The sequence below is a fragment of the Bifidobacterium simiarum genome (assembly GCF_002802905.1).
Lineage (GTDB): Bacteria > Actinomycetota > Actinomycetes > Actinomycetales > Bifidobacteriaceae > Galliscardovia > Galliscardovia simiarum.
Genome location: NZ_PEBK01000001.1, coordinates 191,043 through 216,835 on the forward strand (window position 1 = coordinate 191,043; position 25,793 = coordinate 216,835).

General features: G+C 62.7%; 17 protein-coding genes. 14 read left to right on the forward strand and 3 right to left on the reverse strand.

All coding sequences use genetic code 11. The features are described 5' to 3' along the window. The first annotated feature begins 36 nt into the window (after nucleotides 1-36). From CSQ87_RS00670 to CSQ87_RS00685, 6 genes are all read left to right on the forward strand, one after another. Nucleotides 37-1,785 (forward strand): ABC transporter ATP-binding protein, encoded by a 1,749-nt coding sequence (locus CSQ87_RS00670; RefSeq protein ID WP_100512200.1) that lies wholly within the window; start codon nucleotides 37-39, stop codon nucleotides 1,783-1,785. Continuing rightward, nucleotides 1,785-3,818 carry an ABC transporter ATP-binding protein gene (locus tag CSQ87_RS00675; RefSeq protein ID WP_100511927.1) on the forward strand — a complete coding sequence of 678 codons (2,034 nt, stop codon included), beginning with the start codon at nucleotides 1,785-1,787 and terminating at the stop codon, nucleotides 3,816-3,818. The genes CSQ87_RS00670 and CSQ87_RS00675 overlap by 1 nt, the downstream gene beginning before the upstream one ends. Before the next feature lie 496 nt (nucleotides 3,819-4,314). Then, nucleotides 4,315-4,725, forward strand: a complete 411-nt coding sequence (locus CSQ87_RS10735) for a hypothetical protein (RefSeq protein ID WP_133122310.1) — start codon at nucleotides 4,315-4,317, stop codon at nucleotides 4,723-4,725. A 140-nt stretch (nucleotides 4,726-4,865) separates the two neighbouring features. Then, nucleotides 4,866-5,576, forward strand: coding sequence for an excalibur calcium-binding domain-containing protein (locus CSQ87_RS11075; protein ID WP_243388770.1), 711 nt, complete (start codon nucleotides 4,866-4,868; stop codon nucleotides 5,574-5,576). A 515-nt stretch (nucleotides 5,577-6,091) separates the two neighbouring features. Next, on the forward strand, nucleotides 6,092-6,514 hold the full coding sequence (locus tag CSQ87_RS11260) for a helix-turn-helix domain-containing protein (RefSeq protein ID WP_117434912.1): 423 nt from the start codon (nucleotides 6,092-6,094) through the stop codon (nucleotides 6,512-6,514). Between the two features lie 535 nt (nucleotides 6,515-7,049). After that, nucleotides 7,050-9,368: a hypothetical protein gene (locus CSQ87_RS00685; protein ID WP_133122312.1), complete on the forward strand. Its 2,319-nt coding sequence runs from the start codon at nucleotides 7,050-7,052 to the stop codon at nucleotides 9,366-9,368. 39 nt (nucleotides 9,369-9,407) lie between these two features. Here the strand turns inward: CSQ87_RS00685 and CSQ87_RS00690 are convergent, their stop codons facing one another. Beyond that, nucleotides 9,408-10,433: a L,D-transpeptidase family protein gene (locus CSQ87_RS00690; RefSeq protein WP_420868051.1), complete on the reverse strand. Its 1,026-nt coding sequence runs from the start codon at nucleotides 10,431-10,433 to the stop codon at nucleotides 9,408-9,410. 241 nt (nucleotides 10,434-10,674) lie between these two features. On the opposite strand from CSQ87_RS00690, the gene rfbB reads away from it, so the two are divergent. The 4 genes from rfbB (at nucleotide 10,675) to CSQ87_RS00710 (ending at nucleotide 15,960) form a co-directional block, all read left to right on the forward strand. Then, nucleotides 10,675-11,703, forward strand: coding sequence for a dTDP-glucose 4,6-dehydratase (rfbB, locus tag CSQ87_RS00695; protein WP_420868050.1), 1,029 nt, complete (start codon nucleotides 10,675-10,677; stop codon nucleotides 11,701-11,703). Nucleotides 11,704-11,714: 11 nt separating this feature from the next. Beyond that, nucleotides 11,715-13,169 (forward strand): sugar nucleotide-binding protein, encoded by a 1,455-nt coding sequence (locus tag CSQ87_RS00700; RefSeq protein WP_100511934.1) that lies wholly within the window; start codon nucleotides 11,715-11,717, stop codon nucleotides 13,167-13,169. 136 nt (nucleotides 13,170-13,305) lie between these two features. Next, nucleotides 13,306-14,394 (forward strand): glycosyltransferase, encoded by a 1,089-nt coding sequence (locus tag CSQ87_RS00705; RefSeq protein WP_165776672.1) that lies wholly within the window; start codon nucleotides 13,306-13,308, stop codon nucleotides 14,392-14,394. 129 nt (nucleotides 14,395-14,523) lie between these two features. Continuing rightward, nucleotides 14,524-15,960, forward strand: coding sequence for an oligosaccharide flippase family protein (locus CSQ87_RS00710; RefSeq protein WP_100511937.1), 1,437 nt, complete (start codon nucleotides 14,524-14,526; stop codon nucleotides 15,958-15,960). A gap of 70 nt (nucleotides 15,961-16,030) precedes the next feature. Here CSQ87_RS00710 and CSQ87_RS00715 read toward each other — a convergent pair whose 3' ends face one another. Together CSQ87_RS00715 and CSQ87_RS00720 are read right to left on the reverse strand one after the other, a co-directional pair. Continuing rightward, nucleotides 16,031-17,152, reverse strand: a complete 1,122-nt coding sequence (locus CSQ87_RS00715) for a glycosyltransferase (protein ID WP_100511938.1) — start codon at nucleotides 17,150-17,152, stop codon at nucleotides 16,031-16,033. Nucleotides 17,153-17,174: 22 nt separating this feature from the next. Continuing rightward, nucleotides 17,175-18,233, reverse strand: a complete 1,059-nt coding sequence (locus CSQ87_RS00720; RefSeq protein ID WP_207761061.1) for a glycosyltransferase family 2 protein — start codon at nucleotides 18,231-18,233, stop codon at nucleotides 17,175-17,177. A gap of 129 nt (nucleotides 18,234-18,362) precedes the next feature. Between CSQ87_RS00720 and rfbA the strand changes: the two genes are divergently transcribed. From rfbA to CSQ87_RS00740, 4 genes are all read left to right on the forward strand, one after another. After that, nucleotides 18,363-19,271 (forward strand): glucose-1-phosphate thymidylyltransferase RfbA, encoded by a 909-nt coding sequence (gene rfbA, locus CSQ87_RS00725; RefSeq protein WP_100511941.1) that lies wholly within the window; start codon nucleotides 18,363-18,365, stop codon nucleotides 19,269-19,271. Between the two features lie 85 nt (nucleotides 19,272-19,356). Further along, complete coding sequence (locus tag CSQ87_RS00730; RefSeq protein ID WP_207761062.1) at nucleotides 19,357-20,184, forward strand: ABC transporter permease; 828 nt, start codon at nucleotides 19,357-19,359, stop codon at nucleotides 20,182-20,184. Nucleotides 20,185-20,224: 40 nt separating this feature from the next. Continuing rightward, nucleotides 20,225-21,547 carry an ABC transporter ATP-binding protein gene (locus CSQ87_RS00735; RefSeq protein ID WP_243388771.1) on the forward strand — a complete coding sequence of 441 codons (1,323 nt, stop codon included), beginning with the start codon at nucleotides 20,225-20,227 and terminating at the stop codon, nucleotides 21,545-21,547. A gap of 76 nt (nucleotides 21,548-21,623) precedes the next feature. Beyond that, the gene (locus tag CSQ87_RS00740) at nucleotides 21,624-25,721 is read left to right on the forward strand and encodes a glycosyltransferase (protein ID WP_100511942.1); all 4,098 of its coding nucleotides are present in this window, start codon (nucleotides 21,624-21,626) and stop codon (nucleotides 25,719-25,721) included. The last annotated feature ends 72 nt before the right edge of the window (nucleotides 25,722-25,793 follow it).

Below are 25,793 nucleotides of genomic sequence, written 5' to 3' on the forward strand. Positions count from 1 at the left end.
AAGCCGACGCATCTGTTCCGCACCCTGGGCAGATCCATGCGCGAATACAAGAAGGAGAGCTGGCTTGCGCCGGCGTTCGTGGCCGTGGAAAGCATCCTCGAGATCCTCATCCCCACGGTCATGGCCATGCTCATCGATCAGGGCATCACTGGCGGCAATATGAACGCCATCGTGAAGTTCGGCCTGATCCTGCTGCTGTGCTCGATCGTCTCGCTGGGCTGCGGATTCCTCGCCGGCCGGTTCGCCGCCGTCGCCGCCGCCGGATTCGCGAAGAACCTGCGCCACGACCAGTTCGAACAGGTGCAGCGCTTCAGCTTCACCAACATCGACCGGTTCTCCACCGGCTCGATCATCACCAGGCTCACCACCGACGTGACGAACCTGCAGACCGCCTACATGATGATGATCCGCATGGGCGTGCGCGCGCCGATCATGGTGGTCGTCGCATGGTTCTTCTCGTTCCGCATCAGCCCCTCCATCTCCATGGTGTTCCTCGCCTGCATCCCGATCCTCGGTCTGGGCCTGTGCGGGCTCGCGGTGCTGGTCCACCCGGTGTTCGAGCGCGTCTTCCACACGTATGACGAGCTCAACAACGTGGTCGACGAGAACCTGCAGGGCGTGCGCGTCGTCAAGTCGTTCAACCGCGAGGACTACGAGATCGACAAGTTCGGCCGCATCTCGCAGCGCATCTTCAGGGACTTCACCAAGGCCGAACGCATCATGAGCTTCAACATGCCGCTGATGATGCTGTGCGTCTACGGATCGATGATCCTGATCTCGTGGATGGGCGCCAACCAGATCGTCGCCTCCGGCAACAACGCGGCCGTGGGCCTGACCACCGGCGACCTGACCGCACTGGTCACGTACGCCATGCAGATCCTCATGGCCATGATGATGCTGTCGATGATGTTCGTCATGGTCATCATCTCGCAGGCCTCCGCCGAACGCATCACGCAGGTGCTGCAGGAGCACAGCACCGTCACCAACCCCGAAAACCCCGTGCGCGAGGTGGCCGACGGCTCCATCGACTTCGATCACGTGACCTTCCGCTACTCCGACAGTTCGGAGAAGCCCGTGCTCGACGACATCGACCTCAAGATCCCATCCGGATCGACCATCGGCATCGTCGGCGGCACCGGATCGGCGAAATCCTCGCTCGTCCAGCTCGTTCCCCGCCTCTACGACGTCTCCGAAGGGTCGCTGAAGGTCGGCGGCGTGGACGTGCGCGACTACGACCTCGAACTGCTGCGCGATCAGGTGGCCATGGTCCTGCAGAAGAACGTGCTGTTCAGCGGCACCATCACCGAGAACCTGCGGTGGGGCAACCCGGACGCCACCGACGAGGAGATCCGCCACGCCTGCCGTCTCGCGCAGGCCGACGGGTTCATCCAGGAGTTCCCCGACGGGTACGACACGATGATCGAACAGGGCGGCACCAACGTCTCCGGCGGCCAGCGCCAGCGCCTGTGCATCGCCCGCGCACTGCTGAAGAAGCCGAAGATCCTGATCCTCGACGACTCCACCAGCGCCGTCGACACCAAGACCGACCGGTCCATCCGCGCCGCGTTCCGCGACGAGATCCCCGACACCACGAAGATCATCATCGCCCAGCGTGTCGCCTCCGTGCAGGAGTCCGACATGATCCTCGTCATGGACAACGGCCGCATCATGGCCCGCGGCACGCACGACGAGCTGCTGAGGACCTGCGACGAATACCGGTCCATCTACGAATCCCAGACCAAGAACCAGGCCAACCCGGAAGAAGTTGAAGGAGGTGCCCGATAATGCCCGCGAAGAACGCATCCGCAACCAAGCCCGCGTCCGCCGGCCGCCGCCCCGCCATGATGAAGCCGGCCCCCGGCACCATCAAGCGCATCTTCGGCTACATCATGCAGTACAAGGTGCGCGTCGTCATCATCGTGGCGTGCATCCTCGTCGGCGCCGCCGCACAGGCCGGCTCCGCGCTGTTCCTGCAGACGCTCGTCGACAACTACATCCTGCCGCTCGTCGGCGTCGCCAACCCCGACTGGGGTCCGCTCATCCGCGCCATCACGCTGATCGGCTGCCTCTACGTGGCCGGCATCCTCACCGGATGGCTGTGGCAGTGGCTCATCGTCACCGTCGAACAGGGCGTGCTCAAGAAGATCCGCGACGACATGTTCGCCCACCAGCAGCAGCTGCCGATCCGCTACTTCGACAGCCACGAGCACGGCGACATCATGAGCCACTACACCAACGACACCGACACGCTGCGCCAGGCCATCAGCCAGTCGTTCCCGCAGATGTTCTCCGCTGGCATCTCCGCCGTCGCCGCACTGCTGTCGATGCTGTGGCTGTCCGTGCCGTTCACCGCGTTCGTCATCGTGTTCACCGTCGGCTTGCTGTGGATCGTCCGCAAGGTCGTCGGCCGCGCCGGCCGGTTCTTCGTCAAGCAGCAGCAGTGGCTCGGCGACGTGAACGCGTTCGTCGAGGAATCCGTCAACGGCCAGAAGGTCATCAAGGTGTTCAACCACGAGGCCGCCACCCAGAAGACCTTCGACGAGAAGAACGAGGAGCTCTTCCAGGCGGCCGCCGCGGCCAACACCTGGGGCAACGTGACCATGCCGATCGTCGGCAACATGGGCTACCTGCTGTACATCCTCATGGCCATCATCGGCGGCGCCGTCGCCACGTCGGGACTGGGCAACTTCGGCCTGACCGGAGCCGGTCCGCTCACCCTCGGCACGCTCATCTCCCTGCTGACGCTCTCCCGCTCGTTCATCAACCCGATCGGCCAGGTCTCCATGCAGCTCAACATGGTGATGATGGCCATCGCCGGCGCCTCCCGCATCTTCGCCCTCATGGACGAACCCGTGGAATCCGACGGCGGCACCGTCACCCTCGTCAACGTCGAACTCGGCGAGGACGGCCGCACCATGACCGAAACCGATCGCGAAACCGGATACTGGGCGTGGAAGCGCGAGGAGGGCGACGACGGCACGCGCTCGCTGGCCGCCGCCCATGCGCTCAGCCCCCGCGCCGCCGAAGTGGCGACCAAGGCCCGCGAATCGGCGATCACCTCGCCCGACGGCCGCCTGACCCTGCTGCGCGGCGACGTGCGCTTCACCGACGTGACGTTCGGCTACGATCCGACCAAGCCGGTATTGCACGACATCACCTGGTTCGCCAAGCCCGGTCAGAAGATCGCGCTCGTCGGCGCCACGGGTGCCGGCAAGACCACGGTGACCAACCTGATCAACCGGTTCTACGACGTGCAGGAAGGCCAGATCCTCTACGACGGCATCTCCGTGAAGGGCATCCGCAAGCCGGATCTGCGCCGGTCGCTCGGCGTGGTGCTGCAGGACGTGAACCTGTTCACCGGCACCGTGATGGACAACATCCGCTACGGCAAGCTCGACGCGACCGACGAGGAGTGCATCGCCGCGGCGAAGCTCACCAACGCGGACGGCTTCATCCGCATGCTGCCAGAAGGCTACCAGACCGTGCTCGAAGGCGACGGCTCCGGACTTTCGCAGGGTCAGCGCCAGCTGATCTCCATCGCCCGCGCCGCCGTGGCCGACCCGCCCGCGCTGATCCTCGACGAGGCGACCTCCTCGATCGACACCCGCACCGAGGAAGTGGTGCAGGCCGGCATGGACAACCTGATGAAGGGGCGCACCGTGTTCGTGATCGCACACCGCCTTTCCACCGTGCGCAACTCCGACGTGATCATGGTGCTCGACCACGGCCGAATCCTCGAACGCGGCAACCACGACGAGCTCATCGCCCTCAAGGGCGAGTACTACCAGCTCTACACCGGCGCCGTGGAACTCGAGTAGCTTGGCCAAAGGATTCCCTTTCCGGGGGAGTTGCCGAACTCATTCTTGGTTCCCGCTGGACGAAGCAGAGGCTTCCCCTTCTGGGGGAAGCTGTCGGCGAAGCCGACTGATGAGGGCTTCTGGCACCTCATCCGACCGACTTCGTCGCCCACCTTCCCCTTCTAGGGGAAGGCAAGTCAAAACCATGCTCCCGCTATTGGGCTATGCCGACAGTCCTCTCCGGAGGGGCTGGGATGGAATACTGCCTTCGGCTCCCGCTGGACGAACGATCGGTGATCGTTCGTGGCAGTGCGCCTTTACAGGCGCACGTCGCACGATATGTCGGGAGCTGGCTCGCGTAGCGAGACTGAGGGTGGTTGAGCCCCCCTATCATTAAGGCCCGCATTCCCTTGGGGGAGTGCGGGCCTTTGCCGTATAGGAAGGCTATGTCTCCGCAGTAGGATCGGACGTGATGATGGGTGAGGGGAGGATGCCTAGACAAAAGGATCAAAGCAATGTGAAGAATGCACATTGCAGATTTTCCGGTTCCGTGGCGTGGATCCTTGTCACGGAATGGAAAAATGCGGTATCGCTCATTTCCGTGGCGGGGAATTCTGTCACGGAACGACAGGGAAGTTTGATTGACGCTTCTGTGCCATGGAATCGTGTCACGGAACGTGATGATCGGAACAATCCTCATTCCGTGCCGGGTGACGTCGCCCTGTGCAAGAGTAAAACCGCGAAATCATGCAGTTCCGTATCGCCCGTGCATGGAAAATCCTGTCACGGAATGATGAAATGGCGGTATCGGCGCTTCCGTGCCGGGAAATCGTGGCACGGAATCATCAATATTGGCGGTGCCACGTTCGATGCCAAAGCTGTCTCGGAGTCGTTGTGCAACCCGCGCCTCCACAACATCTCCACCTGACGGATGTCTGGGAGTCGGAACATTCCCTCAAATGCGGTTCTCCTGAATCTCGGTCATGAGTTGTTACGTCTTTTCTCTTTGGAAACTTTTCCGGGGGGGGGGGAGTAGCGTGTGACATGCCAAGAGAAGGAGGCATTAGCATGGTGCAAATCAGGAAGGTCGTGGCAATGCTTGTCGCATGTGTCACGATGCTTACTCTCGTTGCTGCGACTGCATCGGTTGCTGAAGCGGATACTGGCGGAGTGCGCGATATGTATCGTATGTACAATCCGCATTCCGGAGAGCATTTCTACACGGCCAATGGTGTGGAACGAGATCGACTGCGTCGTGCCGGATGGCGCTATGAGGGTATCGGTTGGAGGGCTCCGGTCAGGTCCAGCGTTCCGGTGTATCGCATGTACAATCCCAACGCCGGTGACCATCATTACACGTTGAACCGTGCCGAGGTCAACATGCTCCGTCGTGCCGGATGGCGCTACGAGGGCATCGGCTGGTACTCGTCCGACAGGAACCGGAGTTACCCTCTGTACCGTCAGTACAACCGTCGTGCGAAGTCGGGCGCACACAATTACACGTTGAACCGTGCCGAGGTCAACATGCTGGTTCGTGCCGGCTGGCGTAACGAGGGTATTGCATGGTATGCAGTGGGCGGTGGCAGCCCCGCTCCTAGCAGTCCGTCACGTCCATCACGACCTGCAAACAAGCCGTCCAGACCGAACGTTCACTACAAGAACTGTAAGGCCGTATGGAACGCCATCGGCAGGCCTCTGCATCGAGGAGAACCAGGATACAGCACTGATCTGGATTCCGATTTGGATGGAATCGCCTGCGAAACAAGGCCGAAATACTAATTACAGGTATTCGCAGTTGTGATGTTCACTTTGACAGTGTGAACAAAAAAGCCCTGATACCAACAAGTATCAGGGCTTTTTGAGTCTTCGCTAATATGTGTGGTGAGGAAGCGGACGCCGGCGTTGTTGCGGGTCTCTTCCATGGACAAGTGTATGAAAGGGGGCATTCGCCTGTTGGTTTTGTTTCCGCCAGGAAATAGAACCGAAGAGCAGGGGAACGACTGCGCCCGCCATATCAGCCGGCGCGCTCAAGCGCATGCTGCATCTGCCCGCCAACGTCGTCGCCATGCCCCCCGCGTCGAAGAACCGCGTGGCGGCGGGACGGTCGTAATCGTCCCGGTGCGCCCCTTACGCGAACGACTTGGACAGGTGCGCGAGATGAGGGAAGCACGGCAAGCCGGTACGATTGGCTGGCTACGCGCCGATGGCGCCATCTCGATGTCGGGTGCGCCAAGCTTTTGCTGGAATACGCGTCGCCGCGCGTAACGTGCGCGGATCACGGCGTGACCGTCTCGATGGTGCCGTGGGCGGGCAGGAAGAGCGCATACACGCGTGATTTCGAACGGCAGGTCGCCTGGTTGAGCGTGCATGCGCCACATAGCGTCGTGAGCCATCTGATGCGCATGGACTGGAAGAGCGTGGGTCCAGTGTGCGAGAGGGGCGCCGACACCCTTCGTGCGGAGCGCGGCGTGGGCCTGTTTGATGGGCTTCGATCCATCAGCGTGGACGAGACCGCTACAGGAAGGCCACAAATATATGACGGTTGTGGTCGACCACGACCGCAGGTGCGTAATATGGATGCACTCCGGTCACGGGGAAGGGGTCTTCCGCCTGTTCTTCGAGATTTTCGCCCCGTCCCAGCGCACGGGTCGAGTGCATCGCCAACACCCACGAGACCCTGTGGAGGGTATAAACAACAAGATCAAGACCACCGTTAAAAGGGCTACGAGCACAGGAGCCTCGACAACCTCATCGGTCTGGTCATGCTCAAATGCGGCGGATTCGACCTTCAGCTCCCCAGACGTCAATAACCAGTAAGCCCGACCAATGACTCACACCCACATAAACACTCGAAGAGCCCATAAAATGCACATACATTGATGGTGAGAATTATGTGGTCGGGTGTGTGACCACCCCAGTCGCACGGCAGCATGACTGAGGATGGTCAAATCCGGACCTTGTCGTTTTGGTGGAGTGTCGGAGGGGCTGACCGGTCGGTCGGCGATCATGCGGTACGGTGGTCACCGCTCGGCACGGTCCCATCCGGTGGTGTGATCCCGGTCTGGCGGTGCTAGCAAGATGGAACCGTCCTGAAATCAATTCGCCGGATCGGTCCGACGCATGCGCGCGTCAATGCGGGCGCGTGGCAATACGGACGTACGGCAATGTGAACGTACGGCAATACGATCGCGCGGCGACACGGACGCGTGACAAGTACGACAAGACAGGCGTATGGCAAGGAAGAGGTAGGTTGTGAAGGAACGATTGACGCGTTGCGCGGCGATGCTGCGCAAATATCCCGTGGCGGTGCTGGTGGTGGTTACGGTGCTGCTGGCCGGATTCGTCGGACTGTCGAACTACCGTCCGGTCAATCTGTACTACAGCGTCACCTTCACCCAGTCGCCGGCCGAGAACAGCGACGTCACCTTCACCTTCGACGAAAACAAGGACTTCGCCTCGTCCTCCATCCAGTCGGCCAAGGTGACCCAGTCGCAGGTCACCATCCACCTTGACCCGCTCAACGACGACTCCCATACCCTGACCATCGCCGTCGACGGCACGGATGCGCAGGTCGGATCGTTCGTGGCGCACACCAACGTGCGGGGACGGTTCGACCGGGTGATGCGCAGCATTCCCGGCTCCGAACTGCAGAGGAAGGTCGACGGCGATCGCACGGTCTTCTCCCTCACCGAAGCCCAGATCAACGACGTGATCAAGGCCTCGCAGCGCAAGTCCGAAACCAAGATCGGCCTGCTGATGCTCATCGGCGTGGTGTTCGTCATCATCCTCGGCAAGCTCACGCTGTTCAGGCGACTGCCCAAACGGTACTATGCCGCCGGATGGATCGTGCTCGGCATGGTGTACGCGTTCCTCTACCGTCTGTGGATCGTCAAGCAGGGTCTCGGGCCGGGACTGTATCCGTACCGTCGCGCGATCACCATACTGCTCGCCCTGCTGCTGGCGCTGATGGCCGTCGATTACATCGTCGGCGTACGCGGCAACCTGCTGGCGAAACGTCTCATGTGCGCCGGCAGCTACCTGGCCATCATCGGATACGTGGTCTACCAGTTCGGCATGTATACGAAATATCTCGGCGGCTTCCCCGACGAGCAGGCCCATCTCTCGTACATCGCGTTCCTCAGCAAGGATCACGCGATCATCCCCGACTTCGCCCATATGCGCATCTACCCGTTTGCCGGCGACAACGCCCTCGACTTCGCCGGCGCCACCCAGTTCAACTATCTTGGCCATCCGCCGCTGTACTACCGGATCATGAACCTGCTCGGCGGTCTGCATGTCGCCGGCGATCAGGTCACGTTCAATCTTGGTGGACTGCGGACGATCTCGTTCATCATCGGTCTGCTCGGCCTGCTCGTGGTCTTCTATATCGGACTGACCCGCATCGCCCCGATCCCGCTGCTGCATCTGCTGTTCGGCATCATCGTGATCGCTCCGGTCAACCTCGTCTACGGATTGAGTGGTCTGTCCAATGATTCGCTGCTGTTGCTCACCGTCAGCATCTACTCACTCGGCATCATCCGGTTCTTCGAACGTCGCTACGATTGGAAGACATTCCTGCTCATCGCCGTCGGTGTGAGCTTCACCGTGCTCACCAAGCTCACCGGCGGCATGCTCGTCGTGGTGATGAGCGTGCTGGTGATCGCGTACACGCTGATCGTCGAACACAACGCCAAGGCCTTGATGCGGCCCGCGTTCTACGCCACCACACCCGTGTATCTGCTGCCGATCGCCTACTTCGCCGGCCTGTACGCGAAGTTCCATACGATCCAGCCCGGCTACGCCAACGTGGCCTACGCGGAGTACGTGACCAGCGCCATGTACACGCCGAACGACAAGCGCGACGGCGGCATGCTCATGGTCGATGTCGTCCAGTCGTTCATCGAAAAGTTCCTCGGCACCTGGTATGCGGTTACCGGGCATGTGCCGGTTCCGCGTCCCGACATGAAGGTCTATGACATCACCACCATCGGCGTGATCCTCGTGTTCTTCGTGCCGCTGACCGTGTTCTTCTTCGCCAAAAGCCGTGCGCAGCGCTACTTGTCGCTTGCCGCCGCCTCAGTGCTGATCGTATTGATCTACGAGTTCATCGGCGTGGCGAAGTCGTACTACTTCAACGGGCGGTTCGGCGGATACAGCAGCCGATACTTCCTGTGCGCCATCGTGTTCTTCGCGCTGGCGATTCTGTGGATGATCTCGCGGCATCTGACGGCGGGGGAGCGGCCGGTCGGTGATCGGGGAATCGCCCGGTCCGCCGGCGATCTGACCGATGGCCCGGCCGCGCTGGTCGGTGACGTCAAGGCCGATGATGCGCAGCCCGGATCCATCGGAGCCAAGGCCCATGCGGCGATCGCGCGACACGGCGCCCATGCCGCAGTCGCTCCCGACGCCGCCGGTACCGGCCAAGGCTCCGATCCTGACCACGCCCGGCTCACCCGTCTGGGCACGGCCATCGTGCTCGGACTGATCCTCCTGCTGTTCATGGACGGCTTCATCTACTCGTTCCTCTATCAGGCCGATCAGCTCCCCGGCTTCCACAACATCCCCGCCTGACGGATGTCGGATACGGGGAGCGGTCGGGACTGTCGGCCGCTACAGAATGGTGACGGGGGTGCCGTCGGGGACGGAGCGGTAGAACCACTGCGCGTCGGACACCGACAGCCTGACGCAGCCGTGTGAGGCCGGCCGGCCCAGTTTGGCGCCCTCGGAGGGGATGTAGCTGCCCATCGAGACGCCGGTCGGCACCGAATGGAACAGGTACGTGGTGCCGATGAAGCCGACCCAGTAGTCGCCGCCCATGCGTTCGCTCGGATTGTAGAAGTGCGTGCCGCGGTAGCGGATCGTGTAACGGCCGCGGGGCGTGGAGTTGTTCATGCCGGTGCTGGCGGTCATCGTGTAGATGGTCCGGCCGTGCGACTGGATGAACACCTTCTGGTGGCTGATGTTCACCACCACGCCGAGACCACGGTACCGGGAAAGATTCGGCTGACGGCCGGACGCCGCCCTCCAGTTGACCGTCTTCGGCCGGCTCGTCTTGCGCGGCGTGCAGCTCTTCGCCTTGTAGCCGGCGCGCACGGCGTACCAGCCGACGCCCTCGGCACGCCATCCGGCGCGGACGAGCGAGGCGTTCTCCGCATAGTTGGTGGTGTAGTTGTGCGCCCCCGAGTGACGTTTCGAATTGACGTGCGGATTGTACTGGCGGTACAGCGGCACCCGGCCTCCGGAACGCCAGCCGACGCCCTCGTAGCGCCATCCCGCGCGGATCAGCATGTCGCGCTCGTACGGATTCATCGTGTAATGATGGTCGCCGACGGTGCCGCTGCCGCGCTTGGGATTGTTGTACAGCCGGTACACCGGCACGCCCCCGGTGGGCGCCACCCATCCGACGCCTTCGGGAGACCAGCCCGCGTTGCACAGCTGGTTGCGTTCGGCCACGTTGGCCGTGTAGAAGTGTTCGCCGGAATTCGGATTGTACATGCGCCACATCTGCTGCGTGCCGGCCGCCTCGGCGGGCGTCGGCGAGATCGTCGTGGCGAAGGCGCCGGCGGCGACGACCAGCAGGGCGACGACGAACGCCAATGGTCTGCGGGCGGAAACCGAGATTCTCATATGCCTCATATGCCATCCTTCTTTCTTGTTCTCGTGTTCTCGCATCGGATGTGGGTTGACGCATCGAATTCGGCATCGTTGCCGATGAGGTCGATCGAGAGCCTTCTCTGTACTGATTATCGCATGATGGGGCGCCCTTCGGCAGGATTCGGCGCACGGCGCGAATACGTGGCCCATGACGGGCCGGCTCGGTTCGGAACCGGTCGGGCCCCGGTCTAAATCCGCGGAAAAGTTCCCCCCACTGGTTACCATGGAGCGTATGACTGAAGCATTCTCTCCGAAGAACATCATCGTGACCGGTGGCTGCGGCTTCATCGGCTCCAATTTCGTCCACTACGTGTACAACAACCACCCCGATGTGCACATCACCGTGCTCGACGCCCTCACCTACGCCGGCAACCTTGAGAACATCAAGGCCATCCTCGGCGACCGCGTCGAATTCGTGCACGGCAACATCTGCGACGCCGAGCTGCTCGACCGACTCGTTCCCGGCCATGACGCCATCGTCCACTACGCCGCCGAGTCCCACAACGACAACTCCATCGCCAACCCGGAGCCGTTCCTCAAGACCAACGTGGAAGGCACCTTCCGTCTGCTCGAGGCCGCCCGCAAGTACGACGTGCGCTACCACCACGTGAGCACCGACGAGGTCTACGGCGATCTCGCCCTCGACGACCCGGCCAAGTTCACCGAGGAGACCCCCTACCACCCGTCCAGCCCGTACAGCTCCACCAAGGCCAGCTCCGACCTGCTGGTGCGCGCCTGGCACCGTACGTTCGGCGTGCGCATGACCATCTCCAACTGCTCGAACAACTACGGTCCGTACCAGCATGTGGAGAAGTTCATCCCGCGTCAGATCACCAACATCCTCGACGGCCTGCGTCCGAAGCTGTACGGCGACGGCAAGAACGTGCGCGACTGGATCCACACCGAGGATCACTCCTCCGCCGTGTGGACCATCCTCACCAAGGGCCGCATCGGCGAGACCTACCTGATCGGCGCGAACGGCGAACGCAACAACATCACCGTGCTGCAGGACATCCTTGAGGTCATGGGCAAGGACCGCGACGACTTCGACTGGGTGAAGGACCGCCCGGGCCACGACCGCCGCTACGCCATCGACTCCACCAAGCTGCAGACCGAGCTTGGCTGGAAGCCCACGCACACCGATTTCCAGAAGGGCCTCGAGAAGACCATCGCCTGGTACACCGAGAACCGTGCCTGGTGGGAGCCGGCCAAGGCCGCCACCGAAGCCAAGTACAAGCAGCAGGGACAGTGAGGCGCTAACCCATGGCATTCGAATTCGAAAAGGAACTCAAGGTCACCAAGACCAACATTCCCGGTCTGCTGGTGTTCGACCTGCCGGTGCACGGCGACAACCGCGGCTGGTTCAAGGAGAACTGGCAGCGCGCGAAGATGACCGCGCTCGGCCTGCCCGATTTCGGACCGGTGCAGAACAACATCTCCTTCAACGCGAAGAAGGGCGTGACCCGCGGCATCCACGCCGAGCCGTGGGACAAGTACATCTCCATCGCCACCGGTGAGATCTTCGGCGCGTGGGTCGACCTGCGTCCCGGCGACACGTTCGGCGAGGTGTTCACCACCCGTCTCGACCCGAGCCGCGCGATCTACGTGCCCCGCGGTGTGGGCAACAGCTTCCAGGCGCTTGAGGACGGCACCGCGTACACGTATCTGGTGAACGCCCACTGGTCGCTTGAGCAGAAGAAGACCTACACCTTCGTCAACCTCGCCGACCCGGAGCTCAACATCCAGTGGCCGATCCCGCTGGAGGAGTCCGAGCGCTCCGAGGCCGACCTGCACCACCCGATGCTCAAGGACGCCAAGCCGATGGCCCCGAAGCGCACGCTGGTCACCGGCTGCAACGGTCAGCTCGGCCACGCGATCCGCGCCTACGCCGAGGCCCACGACCTGCAGGGCTTCGAATACACCGACATCGACGAGTTCGACTTCTCCGATCCGGCCGCCTACGAGGCCTACGACTGGAGCCTGTACGGCACGATCATCAACGCCGGCGCCTTCACGGCCGTCGACAAGGCCGAGACCGCCGAAGGCCGTCCGATCGCGTGGAAGGCCAATGCCCAGGGCCCGGCCCTGCTCGCCAAGGTGGCCAAGGAGCACAACCTCACGCTCGTGCACATCAGCTCCGACTACGTGTTCGACGGCACTGCCGAGGAGCACGACGAGACCGAGGCGTTCGCCCCGCTCGGCGTGTACGGCCAGACCAAGGCCGCCGGCGACATCGCCGTGGCCAACGCGCCGAAGCACTACATCCTGCGTTCCAGCTGGGTGATCGGCGAGGGCCACAACTTCGTGAAGACCATGATGGCGCTGTCCAACCGCGTGGCCGATGCCGACGACGCCCTGAACCAGGTGACCGTGGTCGACGACCAGCTGGGCCGCCTCACCTTCACCAAGGACATGGCCGAGGCCATCTTCGCGCTGCTCGACGGCAACGCCGCATACGGCACCTACAACCTCACCGGCTCCGGCGCGGTGAAGAGCTGGGCCGAGATCGCCGCCGCCGTGTTCGACCAGACCAACGGCAACGGCGACAAGGTCAAGCCGATCTCCACCGCCGAGTACTTCAAGAACGCCAAGGATCCGGTCTCCCCGCGTCCGGTGTACTCCGCGCTGAACCTCGCCAAGATCGAGTCCGCCGGCTACAAGCCCGCCGACTGGGAGGAATCCCTCAAGGCGTACGTGGCCAAGGAGCTGGCGAAGTAAGGCAGTAGGCAGGATCTCTTCGGCGATCCAATGCATCATGATGGCCCCCGACGATTCGATCGTCCGGGGCCATCATGCCGTTGGGGGAGTTGCTGCTCCCGTGCCGTGATGTCCACGTCTATGTACAATGAGGTCCATGCCTATCAACGTGTCTGCAACCGATGCCGTGCCGAACGGGAGCCCCAAGGTCTTCGTCAGCTTCCTGATCCCCGTATACAACTCGGAACGGGAACTGCCCAAGACCCTAGACAGCATCGTCGCCCAGGACGACGGCACCATCGAGATCATCTGCGTCAACGACGGTTCCAAGGACGGCAGCGGCCGGGTGCTTGAGGAGTATGCGGGCCGCTACCCGTTCATCCATGTGATCACGCAGGAGAATCAGGGCATCACCTGCGCGCGCAATGCGGCCCTCGCGCAGGCCACGGGGGAGTGGCTGTGCTTCGTCGACAACGACGACATTGTTGCCGAGGACGCGGTGAGGGTCTTCCACCGCACCGCCGAACCCGATCTGGACATCGTGTACTACGACTACGAGAAGTTCACCACGGATCTGCCGGACCAGTCCGGCAACCACATCGGCGAGACCAGGGTCTTTCAGGGTGATGACATCGCCAAGCTGCAGAGCGACTGCATCAACCGATTCCGCGACAACGTGCCGCTGGTTCCCCACAAGAGCATGCCGACCCCCTGGGCCAAGATCTACCGTCACGCGTTCGTCACGGACCACGGTCTGCGATTCCGTCCGGACGTGAAGCACGAAGAGGACATCGTCTTCAACTTCGAACTGCTGTCCTACTGCACGAAGGCGAAGAAGGTCGATTACGTCTCCTACTACTACCGGTGGTCGGTGAACTCCGAAAGCCACCGATACCGTCCCCAGATTCTGGAGAACATCCACCATACGCTCAAGGCCTACCGGAGCATCGTCGACGATCGATACGCCGGACGGGCCGACATCGAGGAACTGTACCGATACCGGGTGCTGTGGGAGCTGCTGTACTGCGTGGTGCTCGGACCGATTCACCCGCTGAACCCCAAGAGCTACCGGGAACGCAAGGCGCAGTTCCGGGATCTGCTCGCCACGCCGGTGTTCGCCGGGGTATTCGATCACGTCAGGACCACGCGGTTCGAACCCAAGCAGTCGGTGCTGGCCACGCTGATCAGGCTCCGCTGGTTCTGGGTGCTCAACCAGCTCGGCCGTGTGATGACCAAGGCGCGCTGATCCGAAGCGCCGCCTTCCGTGAATCCTCTGAAGAATCCACCGGACCGGAACCGTCACGTCGTCTGGCCCGATACGACCATGTGAATCTGTCGATATGAATCATTTTCCGAGACTGAGAGAGCTGCTGCCATGCGACGAGGTCTGATCTTTTCCCTATCCAGTAACGTCATCTTCTTTATCAGCGGGTACGTCCTGCATTTCTTCTTGGGCAACACCATGCCCGCAGCCAGCTACGGCATCGTCGGCACCATCATCACCGTGCTCGACTTCGAATACATGTTCCTGAGCAACGGCGCGCGCCAGTCCTTGGCCAAGGAGATCTCGATGAAACGCTATGGCGCGCTGAGCGTCATCGGCAAGACCATCGCGTTCCAGCTCATCGTCATCGCGTTCTTCTTCTCGATCAACTTCTTCGGCGCCCCGGTCTTCGGCCATGTGCTGAACGACGTCTCCCTCGACTTCTACTTCAAGGTAGCGGCCTTCCTGATCCCGGCCAACGGCTTCTTCGTCATCCTGCTGGGCATCAACGACGGATTGCAGCAGTTCGGCATGAGCGCCCTGCTGGGCGTCGTCTATCCGCTGGCGAAGCTGTCCGCCATCCCGCTGGTGATGTTCCCGTTCCGTCACGATCCGGTCGTCGGCGTCGAGCTCGGCTTCCTGTTCGCCCTGCTGGTGTCCATCGTCATCGGCCTGATCATGCTGTTCGTCTCCCGGGGACGTCTGCGTGCCGCCACCGGTCAGCCGATCGCCTTCGCCAGCGTCGCGAAGAACACGCTGAGCTTCTCCTTCTTCTTCATCGTCGTCTCGCTGGTGCTCAGCGTCGACACCCTGGTGGTGAAGTCCGTGGTGCACCCCGCGCAGATGGCCGGCTACTACACCGGCGCCGTGAACTTCGGCAAGATCGCCTACTATCTGATGTCCGCCTTCGTCACGGTCATCCTGCCGGTCATCGCCAATCTGGTCGGCGCCGGAAAGATGGACAAGGCCGTGACCAAGGCCCGCGAGATCACCGTGGTGTCGCTGGCGTTCATCCTACCCATCGCCGTGATCGTCTCGGCCTCCAGCAACCTGCTGCTCGTCGCCTTCTACGGCAGCGAATACGCCGCCTCCGCGGGAGCGCTGAGCTGCCTGTCGCTGTCCAACTTCTTCATGGGCATGACCGTGATGCTGAACATGGTGCTGAACTCCCATAACAGCTCGCGGTTCTCCGACGTGCTGTCCGTCGTCTCGCTGGTCTGCATCATCCCGCTGTTCGTGGTCACCGCGCGGATCGGCGGCATCACGGCCATCGCCATGACCAGCATGATCTGCACGGCGCTGCTGATGCTCGTCTCGTTCGTCAGGGTGCGTCAGGTGGTCGCCGACGTGATGAGCCCCGCCGCGTGGAAGGCCGTGGCGGCGGCGGTCGTGCTCGGCCTGGTCACCAAGGGGATCGACATGGTGCTGCCCTCGCTGAACCTGATCATGGTGGCGTTGCTGTACGTCGTGCTGTATGGCATCTACATGGGCGTGCTGCTGCTGACGAGGATCGTCACGCCGGCGCTGATCAAGTCGCTGGCGAAGTGACGAACAACGAAAATGCCCCGGCGGGTTATGGCCTGCCGGGGCATTATCCTATGACGACTACCTATGGCGACTATGACCTCGCTCCGGGCGAGATCCATTCCGCCAGACGTGCGGTGATCTTCTCGCTGGTGAACTGCTCCGCCACGAGCGTGGCATTGCTTCGGGCCTGTTCGAGCTTCCCGGGATCGGCGAGCAGATTCTCGATCGCATCGGCCAACGCCTTGGGATCCCCGGGCCTGACGAACACGACCCCGTCGCCGAGCATACGCCGCTGCGGCGCGGTGTCGCTGGTGATGACGGCGCACCGGGCGGCCATCGACTGATACACCTTGTTCGGCACCACATGCAGGCCCTTGGGCGTGGTGGAGAAGATGCCGAGGGAGATCGCATGACCGGCCACGAGCCGCGGCAGATCCTCCGGCTCCACCCAGTCGCGGAACTCCACGTTGTCAAGCCCCTTGGTGATGGCCCGGACCTCGTCATAGTCCTGTCCCTTGCCGATGAGCGTGAAATGCGGCTTCAGACCGCGATCGGCGAGCAACCGGGCCGCCCTGGCGATGACCGGCGTGCCCTGCAGCGGCGTGTACAGGCCGTAGAACACCACGTCGCGGGTGCGGTCCTCGCCGGCTTCCGCATCGCCGGCCTCGTACCACTGTTCCGGCGCGCCCACCGGAATCACCATGCCCTCGTCGCCGGGGCGGAGCATGGCCTTGTGCTCCTCGGTGTCGAGCAATACCAGAGTGGAGGCGTCGATGGCCATGCGGTCGAGCTTCCTCAGAAGCCTCACCTTCAGTCCCTTGGCGCCGCGGTCCTTGGCGGTGTCTCCGGCGAAGATCAGATGGTCGAGCACGATCGGCACGCCCTTGAACAGATGGTGGGCCAGCAGCACGTCGAAATGACCCATGTATCCCACAAGCACGGCGTCCGGGGTGCCGTTGCGCTTCATCCAAGCCTTGGCATCACGGCGAAGCGCGCCCCACAGGCGCAACAGGTTCAGGCCGAATCCGAACAGCTTCCACGGCTTCTTCAGGATCTCCACGCGCTGGGCGGTCGACAGCTCCAGCGGATGGTTGATCTCCTCCACGTCGCAGCCGTTGAGGCGCAGGCCGTCGATGAGAATGCCCACGCGGGGGTGCTTGCGGACGTTGTAGGTGCCGAATGCGAGGACACGGGGTTGGTTGGTCGCCGCCATTGTGCTCCTTACTTGACTTGTCTTACTTGTCCTCGCCGGGCAGACCGGTGCCGTTGCCGGGCAGGGCAGCGCCGTTACCGGGCAGGGCGGCGTTCTCGCCGGGCAGACCGGTGGGCTCGCCGGTGTAGCCGCCGAACTCGTCCTGCCTCGCCCAGATCTTCTGATAGGGCAGGGAGTACTGGATCTCCTTGGTGCGTTCCAGCTCGTCCTCGACCAGTCGGCGCTGGATGCGCTGCACCTCGGAGATGATCTGCAGGGCGAAGCACAGGGCGCCGAGCATGAGCAGCGCCACGCCGAGCATCAGCGACTGCAGATGGCCGGCGGTCATGCCCATGGCGGCGAGCACGAGGAAGCGCACGATCGGGATCAGGCCGGCGACGGCGAACACGATACCCGACCACTTGAAGATCACGTTCGACTTGAACATCAGGAAGCTGCGGATGATCGCGCCGCCCGACTTTGCCATGTGCTCGAAGATGTTGCTGAACAGGCGGGACTCGCGGGTCTTCGGGTTCGTGGTGATGGCGTACGAGGTGATGGCGATGCGCTTGTTGCCAGCCTGGATGATCGTCTCCATGCAGTAGCTGAACTCGGTGACGATGTTGAGCTTGATCAGCGCCGACTTCGAGTAGGCGCGGAAGCCGCTGGCGGCGTCGGGGATGTGCGTGCCGGCGGCCTTGTTCACCACCCAGGAGCCGAAGTGCTGCATGCGCTTCTTGAACCAGCTGAACTCCTTGATCTTCGCGGTCTGGCGGTCGCCGACCACGATGTCCGCTTCGTGCCGCACGATCGGCTGGACGAGCTCGGCGATCGCGGCGCTCGGATACTGGTTGTCGCCGTCGGTGTTCACCACGATGTCGGCGCCGTGCTTCAGGGCGTAGTCCACGCCGTCACGAAACGCGCGGGCCAGACCCATCGGCTTCGCGTGATGCACCACATGCTGCACGCCGAGGCTGCGGGCGACCTCCACGGTGCGGTCGGAACAGCCGTCGTCGATGATCATCAGCTGGATGTCGTCGATACCGGGGATCTCCTTCGGCATGTGCTCCAGCACGAGGGGAAGGGTCTGTTCCTCGTTCAAGCATGGAATTTGTATGAAGAGACGCATCGTGAAGCCGCTCCCTGTCAAGCTCGTATCTAGGATGAATTTCGGTAACTAAGGATATCGTAGTAGGTACCGCATACGGCTAGACGAAACGAGGTAAAACGTATGAAGGGCATTATTCTTGCAGGTGGTTCGGGCACGAGGCTGTATCCGCTGACCACGGTTACGTCGAAGCAGCTGCTTCCCGTCTACGACAAGCCGATGATCTACTACCCGCTGTCGGTGCTGATGATGGCGGGCATCCGTGACATCCTGATCATCTCCACCCCCAAGGATCTGCCGAACTTCGAGCGACTGCTCGGCGACGGCAGCCACTACGGCGTGAACCTGAGCTACAAGGTGCAGCCCTCGCCCGACGGCCTCGCCCAGGCGTTCATCCTCGGCGAGGAGTTCATCGCCGGCGAGCCGTGCGCCCTGGTGCTCGGCGACAACATCTTCTACGGCAACGGTCTGGGCCGCACCCTGCGCGGCGCCGTGCGCGCCGCCGAGAACGGCGAGGGCTCCACGGTGTTCGGCTACTACGTGGACGATCCCGAGCGTTACGGCGTGGTGGAGTTCGACGAGAACCACAAGGCCGTCTCCATCGAGGAGAAGCCGGCCCACCCGGCCAGCAACTATGCGGTGACCGGCCTGTACTTCTACGACGAGCGCGTGACCGAGCTCGCCAAGAAGGTCAAGCCCTCCGCCCGCGGCGAGCTGGAGATCACCGACCTGAACAAGATGTACCTCGAGGACGGCACCCTCAACGTGCGCACCCTCGGCCGCGGCTACGCATGGCTCGACACCGGTACCATGGACTCCCTGTACGAGGCCGGCGAGTTCGTGCGCACCGTCCAGCGCGCCCAGGGCCTGCCGATCGCCGTCGTGGAGGAGATCGCCTACCAGAACGGCTGGATCACCGAGGAGACCCTCATGGAGTCCGCCACCAAGTACGGCAAGAGCCCGTACGGCCAGCACCTCAAGGATGTGGCCGAAGGCCGCATCGCCGTGAAGAAGAACGAGTACGAAGACTGATCCCTACCGCCGCAATCCTACTGCCGAGGCGTCTTTCCGCCTCCGGTAGTAGGATTGTGTTGTTTTCCGGCATAGGAGTTGTTCATTGCAAATCTTAGAGATATTTTCCAAGAAGAACTGGGTGCTGCTCAAGGCGATGGTGGCCACCGACTTCAAGCTGCGCTACCAGCAGTCCTTCCTCGGTTACATCTGGTCGGTGCTCAAGCCCCTGATGCTCTTCACCGTGATGTACATGGTGTTCGTCCGGTTCCTTCGGTTCGGCGACGCCGTGCCGCACTTCTCGGTCGGTCTGCTGCTGGGCATCACCATGTGGAACTGCTTCGTGGAGGCCAGCTCCGGCGCCATGATCTCCGTGGTGAACCACGGCGATCTGATGCGCAAGATCAACTTCTCCAAGTTCGTCGTGGTGATCTCCGCCATGATGAGCGCCCTGATCAACTTCGGCATCAATTTCGTGGTGGTCGTCATCTTCGCGCTGATCAACGGCGTCGAACTGCATCTGTCCGCCCTGATGATCCTGCCGCTGACCCTTGAGCTTATCGTGTTCTCCCTCGGCGTGGGATTCTATCTCGGTGCGCTCTACGTGAACTTCCGTGACCTCAACCCGATCTGGGAGGTCGTGATCCAGGCCGGCTTCTACGCCACCCCGATCATCTACCCGCTGTCGATGGTGGTGACCAACCTCGGCCCGCAGTGGGGTCCGCTGATCAGCAAGGTGATGTTGCTCAACCCGATGGCCCAGATCATCCAGGACGCCCGCCACTTCATCATCTCCGACCAGAACCCGATCATCTGGGGCTCGTTCAACCATTCGGTGATCGACTTCATCCCGCTGGTGCTCTCGGTGCTGCTGCTGTTCGGCGGCATCTCCTACTTCACCAGGAAATCCAAGACGTTCGCGGAAATGGTGTGATGCGCGGATGGCCGAATCGATCGCAACGAATGAGAAGACCATGACGGGGGAAACCATGACCACCATGAACGACAAGCCCACGGAACAGTCAGCCACGGAACAGTCAGCCACGGAACAGTCAGCCACGGAACAGTCAGCCACGGAACGGACCGGTGCCGCGAAGTTCGGTGCCGAGGCGGCCGTCGTCCCCGACGACATCGCCCTGCGCGTACGCGACGTCTCCAAGAGCTTCCGTCTGCCCACCGAGAAGACCAACAGCCTCAAGGGCGCGCTGTTCAACCTGCTCAGGGGCGTGCGCGGCTACCGCATCCAGCAGGTGCTCAAGGACATCTCCTTCGACGTGCGCAAGGGCGAGTTCTTCGGCATCGTCGGCAAGAACGGCTCCGGCAAGTCCACGCTGCTCAAGATCATCTCCCAGATCTACGGCACCGACAGCGGCAGCGTCGAGGTGTTCGGCAAGCTCGTGCCGTTCATCGAACTCGGCGTGGGCTTCAACCCCGAGCTCACCGGCCGCGAGAACATCTACCTCAACGGCGCCATGCTCGGCTTCTCCAAGGAGGAGGTCGACGCGATGTACGACGACATCGTCGACTTCGCCGAGCTGCGCGACTTCATGGAGCAGAAGCTCAAGAACTACTCCTCGGGCATGCAGGTGCGACTGGCGTTCTCCGTGGCCATCAAGTCGCAGGGAGACATCCTCGTGCTCGACGAGGTGCTCGCCGTGGGCGACGAGGCGTTCCAGAAGAAGTGCCAGGACTACTTCTTCGAAGCCAAGCGGCAGAAGAAGACCATCATCCTCGTCACACACTCCATGGGCGACGTGCGCCGCTACTGCGACCGCGCCATGTTCATCAAGGACGGCCTCATCGCGCAGATCGGCGACCCCGACACCATCGCCGACGCCTACTCCAACTCCTTCCTCGGTACCACGGCCAATGCGGAGGGCGTGACCGACACCAAGAAGCGCGGCGTGGACGTGATCAAGGTGCGCATGCTGGTCGATGGCGAGGAGCAGAAGTACCTCGACAAGTACGAGGACTTCGAGATCGAGGTGACCTTCGACTGCGATGCGCCGATCTCCAGTCAGGCGCTGCGCGTCGACGTGGTGGACGGCCGCGGATGGCTGGTCTTCTCCCTGCCCGACCCGGACGACGGGCCGCAGGTCATCCAGCCGGGACGGCATGTGATCCGGTACAAGGTGAGCAACGAGCTGGCCTTCGGCGACTACCATCTGGACATCGCCTACGACGACGGCACCAAGCGCTACCTGATCATGCCCAGCTGCTACCAGTTCCACATGAAGGGCTACGCCACGTCGGCCATGCCGGTGACCGCACCCCACGTGACCACCGAGATCGACTGATAACGGATCGGCCGCAACAGAGCGACCAACAGAGCGATCAAACAGAGAAGAGCCATCCGAGAGCGAGAGGATACCGATGCTGCAGGTAATCGAAAACCGCAACTACCACGCGGTCATAGATTCCGTAGAGACCAAGACCGTCGACGGCGTCACCAGCACCATCATCAAGGGATGGGCGGTGGACGCCGTGCGCAACGACACGCTGAAGGTCTCCATCAGCGAGGAGGGGACCGTCGGACGCGTGCCCCGAGCCGATCTGAAGACCATCCACTCCCTGAAGGACGGGGTGAACGCCGGATTCCAGATCACGGTGCCGGGCAGCGTGAACGTGGTGCACATGCACTTCGACTCGCCGGGCGGACGAGTGACCAAGACGCTGAACATCCGCAATACCGAGCTGAAGCTGCTGCTGACCTACCGGTACCTGCAGTTCAGGCACCTGCTGCACTACATCTCCCACGCGTGGACGCCGAAGGGCATGAAGGCCCTGATCAAGGCCGTGCGACGCCGGTTCACCAAGCAGCAGTCGTTCTACGAGGGGTGGATCTCCAACCACGAGACCATGACCCGCGAGCAGGCCAGTGAGATCGCCGCCGGATTCTCCAGGAAGCCGCTGATCTCCATCGTCACCCCCGTGTACAACGTGGACGAACGCTGGCTGACGGCGTTCGTCAGGTCCGTGCAGAACCAGTGGTATGACAACTGGGAGCTGTGCCTGGCCGACGACCATTCCCCGGCCCCGCACATCCGCCCGCTGCTGGAGCGTCTCGCCGCCGAGGACAAGCGCATCAAGGTCGTGTTCCGCAAGGAGAACGGGCAGATCTCCCGAGCCACCAATTCGGCGATCGAACTGGCCTCCGGCGACTACGTGGGCTTCATGGACAACGACGACGAGCTCGCCCCGCAGGCCCTGTTCGAGGTCGTCCGCACGCTCAACGAGAACCCGGACGTCGACTTCATCTACACCGACGAGGACAAGGTGACCGAGGAGGGCATCCGCTTCGACCCGTTCTTCAAGCCGGGATGGTCGCCGAACCTGCTGCTCGGCCACAACTACATCACGCATTTCGTCGTGGTCTCCCGCGACCTGCTCGACAGGGTCGGTCCGCTGCGCAGCGACTACGACGGCAGCCAGGACTACGACTTCGTGCTGCGCGCCACCGAGCAGGCGAAGGCGGTGCACCACATCCCGCAGATGCTCTACCACTGGCGTACGCTGGCCAGTTCCGTGGCCGGCGACCCGCGCAGCAAGATGTACGCCTACGAGGCCGGACAGAAGGCCATCGAGGCGGCGCTGGAGCGTCGGGGCATCGACGCCGAGGTCACCATGCTCGACAACCTCGGCACCTACAAGGTGGACTACCGCAGCGAGGACCCCGCCGTCACCGTGATCGCCTCCTCGTACACCGACGAGCAGTTCGACCGCCTGCGTGGCACGACCTCGTACCCGTCCGTCGAATTCGTGCGCGTGAAGGGCGACGAGATCCATCAGGCCGCCGATCAGGCCTCCGGCGACTATCTGGTGTTCCTCGACGCCGTAATGCCGCAGTCCGCCTCCTGGCTGAGCGAGATGGTGAACTACACGCACGGGCCGAACGTCGGCATCGTGGGCGGCAAGATCTTCGACCATCACAAGCGCGTGGTCAACGTGGGCGTCACGCTTCGCGCCCTGAAAAGCGGCGAGCCGTTCGAAATGCGCGGCGAGTGGGACGAGGGCATCGGCTACTACTTCCGCGACCTGCTGCCCCGCGAGATGTTCGCGGTCACCGAGGAGTGCCTGCTCATCTCCCACAAGGACTACGAACAGCTCAAGGGCTTCAACACCGGACTCAAGCCGGGCCTGCGCGGCATCGACCTGAGCATGAGGCTCACCCGCACCAACGGCAAGTCGGTGCTCTGGCAGCCGTATTCGACGTTCACCGACCTGAAGAAGACCCCGCTGACGCTCGCGCCGGCCGACGTGAACGCCTACCTGAAGAACCGCCAGCAGCTGACCGACCGGTTCTCCTCGGCATGCTTCCCCGAATCCGGTTCGAAGCAGGACGGCATCGTCTACTCCATCGACACGGTGGAATGGACGTCCAACGGCCGTCAGCTCAAGATCACCGGCTGGGCCACCGACCTGCACGACAGCGAGGACGTGGAGATCTCCCTCGGCAGCTGCCCGGGAGTGCGCCTCGACGAGTGCACGCGTTCCCTGCGCGCCGACGTGAACCTGTCCCTGCCGGTGCCGGCCAACTCGCTGCTGGGCTTCACCCTGCTCGTCGGCGTGCCGGGAGGCCGTCAGTCCATGCGCACGAACTCCGTGCCGATGGTGCTCAACACGTCCACCGACCAGCGGATCGTCAAGGTTCCCGTGGAGCGGTCCAAGTTCCGCGAGGATCTCAAGAAGTTCATCCGCAAGGTCAAGCTGCTGCGTCACCCGCGCAGCACCGGCAAGCGCCTGATCGAGAAGTACTGGGCCCCCCGCTGGCAGAAGCAGGCCTACCAGCGGCTCATCGCCAAGACCGAGCATTATGATCCCACGCAGGTGCAGGCCGAGATCGCCGGGTTCAAGTACCGTCCGCTGATCTCCATCGTCACCCCCGTGTACAACGTGGACGAGCAGTGGCTGCGCAAGTGCGTGCAGTCGATCCGCAACCAGTACTACGACAACTGGGAGCTGTGCCTGGCCGACGACCACTCCAGCAAGCCGCATGTGCGCCCGCTGATGGAGCGACTGGCCGCCGAGGACAAGCGCATCAAGGTCGTGTTCCGCGAGGAGAACGGCCACATCTCCCGTGCCACCAACTCCGCGTTGGAGATCGCCACCGGCGAATTCGTCGGCCTTATGGACAACGACGACGAGCTGCCGCCGCAGGCCCTGTACGAGGTGGTCCGCGCGCTCAACGCCGACCCGAAGCTGGACCTGATCTACACCGACGAGGACAAGATCGACGAGGAGGGACATCGTTCCGACCCGCATTTCAAGCCGGACTACGCCCCCGACCTGCTGATGAGCACCAACTACATCAGCCACTTCGGCGTCTACCGCCGGTCGATCGTCGAGGAGATCGGCGGCCTGCGCGTCGGCTACGAAGGCTCGCAGGACTACGACCTGACCCTGCGGTTCGTGGAGAAGACCACGCCGGAGCATATCCACCACATCCCGAAGGTGCTGTATCACTGGCGTACGCTCGCCACGTCCACCGCGTCGAGCGGATCGGCCAAGAGCTACACGTCGGACGCCGGTCTGCGCGCGCTGGAATCCGCGATCGAACGCCGGGGCATCGACGCGACCGTCCAGTCCGCGGGTCCCAACGGCATCTACAACGTGCACTACGCCATCAAGGGCCAGCCGCTGGTGTCGGTGGTGATCCCCACGAAGAACGGCTACGACAACGTGGAACGCTGCGTCAGCTCGATCATCAAGAAGACCACCTACCCGAACTACGAGATCGTGCTCGCCGACAACGGCAGCACCAATCCGCACATGTTCGAGCTGTACAAGCGGTTCGAGGAGGAGCTGGGCGACCGGTTCCGCGTCGAGGAGATCGACATCCCGTTCAACTTCTCGCGCATCAACAACCTCGCCGCCAAGACGGCGAAGGGGGAGTACCTGCTCTTCCTCAACGACGACACCGAGGTGATCGCCCCGGACTGGATGACGCGGATGCTCTCGTTCGCTCAGCTCGACCGCGTCGGCGTGGTCGGTGCGAAGCTCTACTACCCGACGGAGACCATCCAGCACGCCGGCATCGTGCTCGGCCTGGGCGGCGCCGCCGGACACATCCAGGTGGGATTCCCGCGCGGATACCTCGGCTACTTCGGCCGACTGATCGAAAACGTCAACTACTATGCGGTGACCGCGGCCTGCTGCATGGTGAAGGCCGATGACTTCTGGGCCGTGGACGGCTTCGACGAGAAGCTGGCCGTGGCGTACAACGACGTGGACCTGTGCATCCGCATCCACGACCGGCTCGGACGGGATAACGTCTGGGCCCATGAGGCGGAGCTGTACCACTACGAGTCGGTGACCCGCGGCTACGACGTCAAGAGCCGGGAGAAGAAGGCCCGACTCGACCGCGAATCCGCTAAGTTCCGGGAGAAGTACGGTGCGATCGTCGAGAACGATCCGTACTACAACCCGAACCTGTCGCGCACGTCCGGCAACTTCTGGGTGCGCAAGGTGTGAGATAAGACCGTGTGAAACGGACCGTATGAAACGAAAGTGGGGGTGGCCGGGCGGCCTTCGGGCGTCGTCTGG

What these genes read in the sequence shown, in the direction of transcription:
- CSQ87_RS00740 (WP_100511942.1), top strand. Translation starts at nt 21,624, where the DNA reads ATGCTGCAGGTAATCGAAAACCGCAACTACCACGCGGTCATAGATTCC.
- CSQ87_RS00675 (WP_100511927.1), top strand. Translation starts at nt 1,785, where the DNA reads ATGCCCGCGAAGAACGCATCCGCAACCAAGCCCGCGTCCGCCGGCCGC.
- CSQ87_RS00735 (WP_243388771.1), top strand. Translation starts at nt 20,225, where the DNA reads ATGACGGGGGAAACCATGACCACCATGAACGACAAGCCCACGGAACAG.
- CSQ87_RS00710 (WP_100511937.1), top strand. Translation starts at nt 14,524, where the DNA reads ATGCGACGAGGTCTGATCTTTTCCCTATCCAGTAACGTCATCTTCTTT.
- CSQ87_RS00670 (WP_100512200.1), top strand. Translation starts at nt 37, where the DNA reads ATGCGCGAATACAAGAAGGAGAGCTGGCTTGCGCCGGCGTTCGTGGCC.
- CSQ87_RS11075 (WP_243388770.1), top strand. Translation starts at nt 4,866, where the DNA reads ATGGTGCAAATCAGGAAGGTCGTGGCAATGCTTGTCGCATGTGTCACG.
- CSQ87_RS00690 (WP_420868051.1), bottom strand. Translation starts at nt 10,433, where the DNA reads ATGAGGCATATGAGAATCTCGGTTTCCGCCCGCAGACCATTGGCGTTC.
- CSQ87_RS00715 (WP_100511938.1), bottom strand. Translation starts at nt 17,152, where the DNA reads ATGGCGGCGACCAACCAACCCCGTGTCCTCGCATTCGGCACCTACAAC.
- rfbA (WP_100511941.1), top strand. Translation starts at nt 18,363, where the DNA reads ATGAAGGGCATTATTCTTGCAGGTGGTTCGGGCACGAGGCTGTATCCG.
- CSQ87_RS11260 (WP_117434912.1), top strand. Translation starts at nt 6,092, where the DNA reads ATGGTGCCGTGGGCGGGCAGGAAGAGCGCATACACGCGTGATTTCGAA.
- rfbB (WP_420868050.1), top strand. Translation starts at nt 10,675, where the DNA reads ATGGAGCGTATGACTGAAGCATTCTCTCCGAAGAACATCATCGTGACC.
- CSQ87_RS00700 (WP_100511934.1), top strand. Translation starts at nt 11,715, where the DNA reads ATGGCATTCGAATTCGAAAAGGAACTCAAGGTCACCAAGACCAACATT.
- CSQ87_RS00705 (WP_165776672.1), top strand. Translation starts at nt 13,306, where the DNA reads ATGCCTATCAACGTGTCTGCAACCGATGCCGTGCCGAACGGGAGCCCC.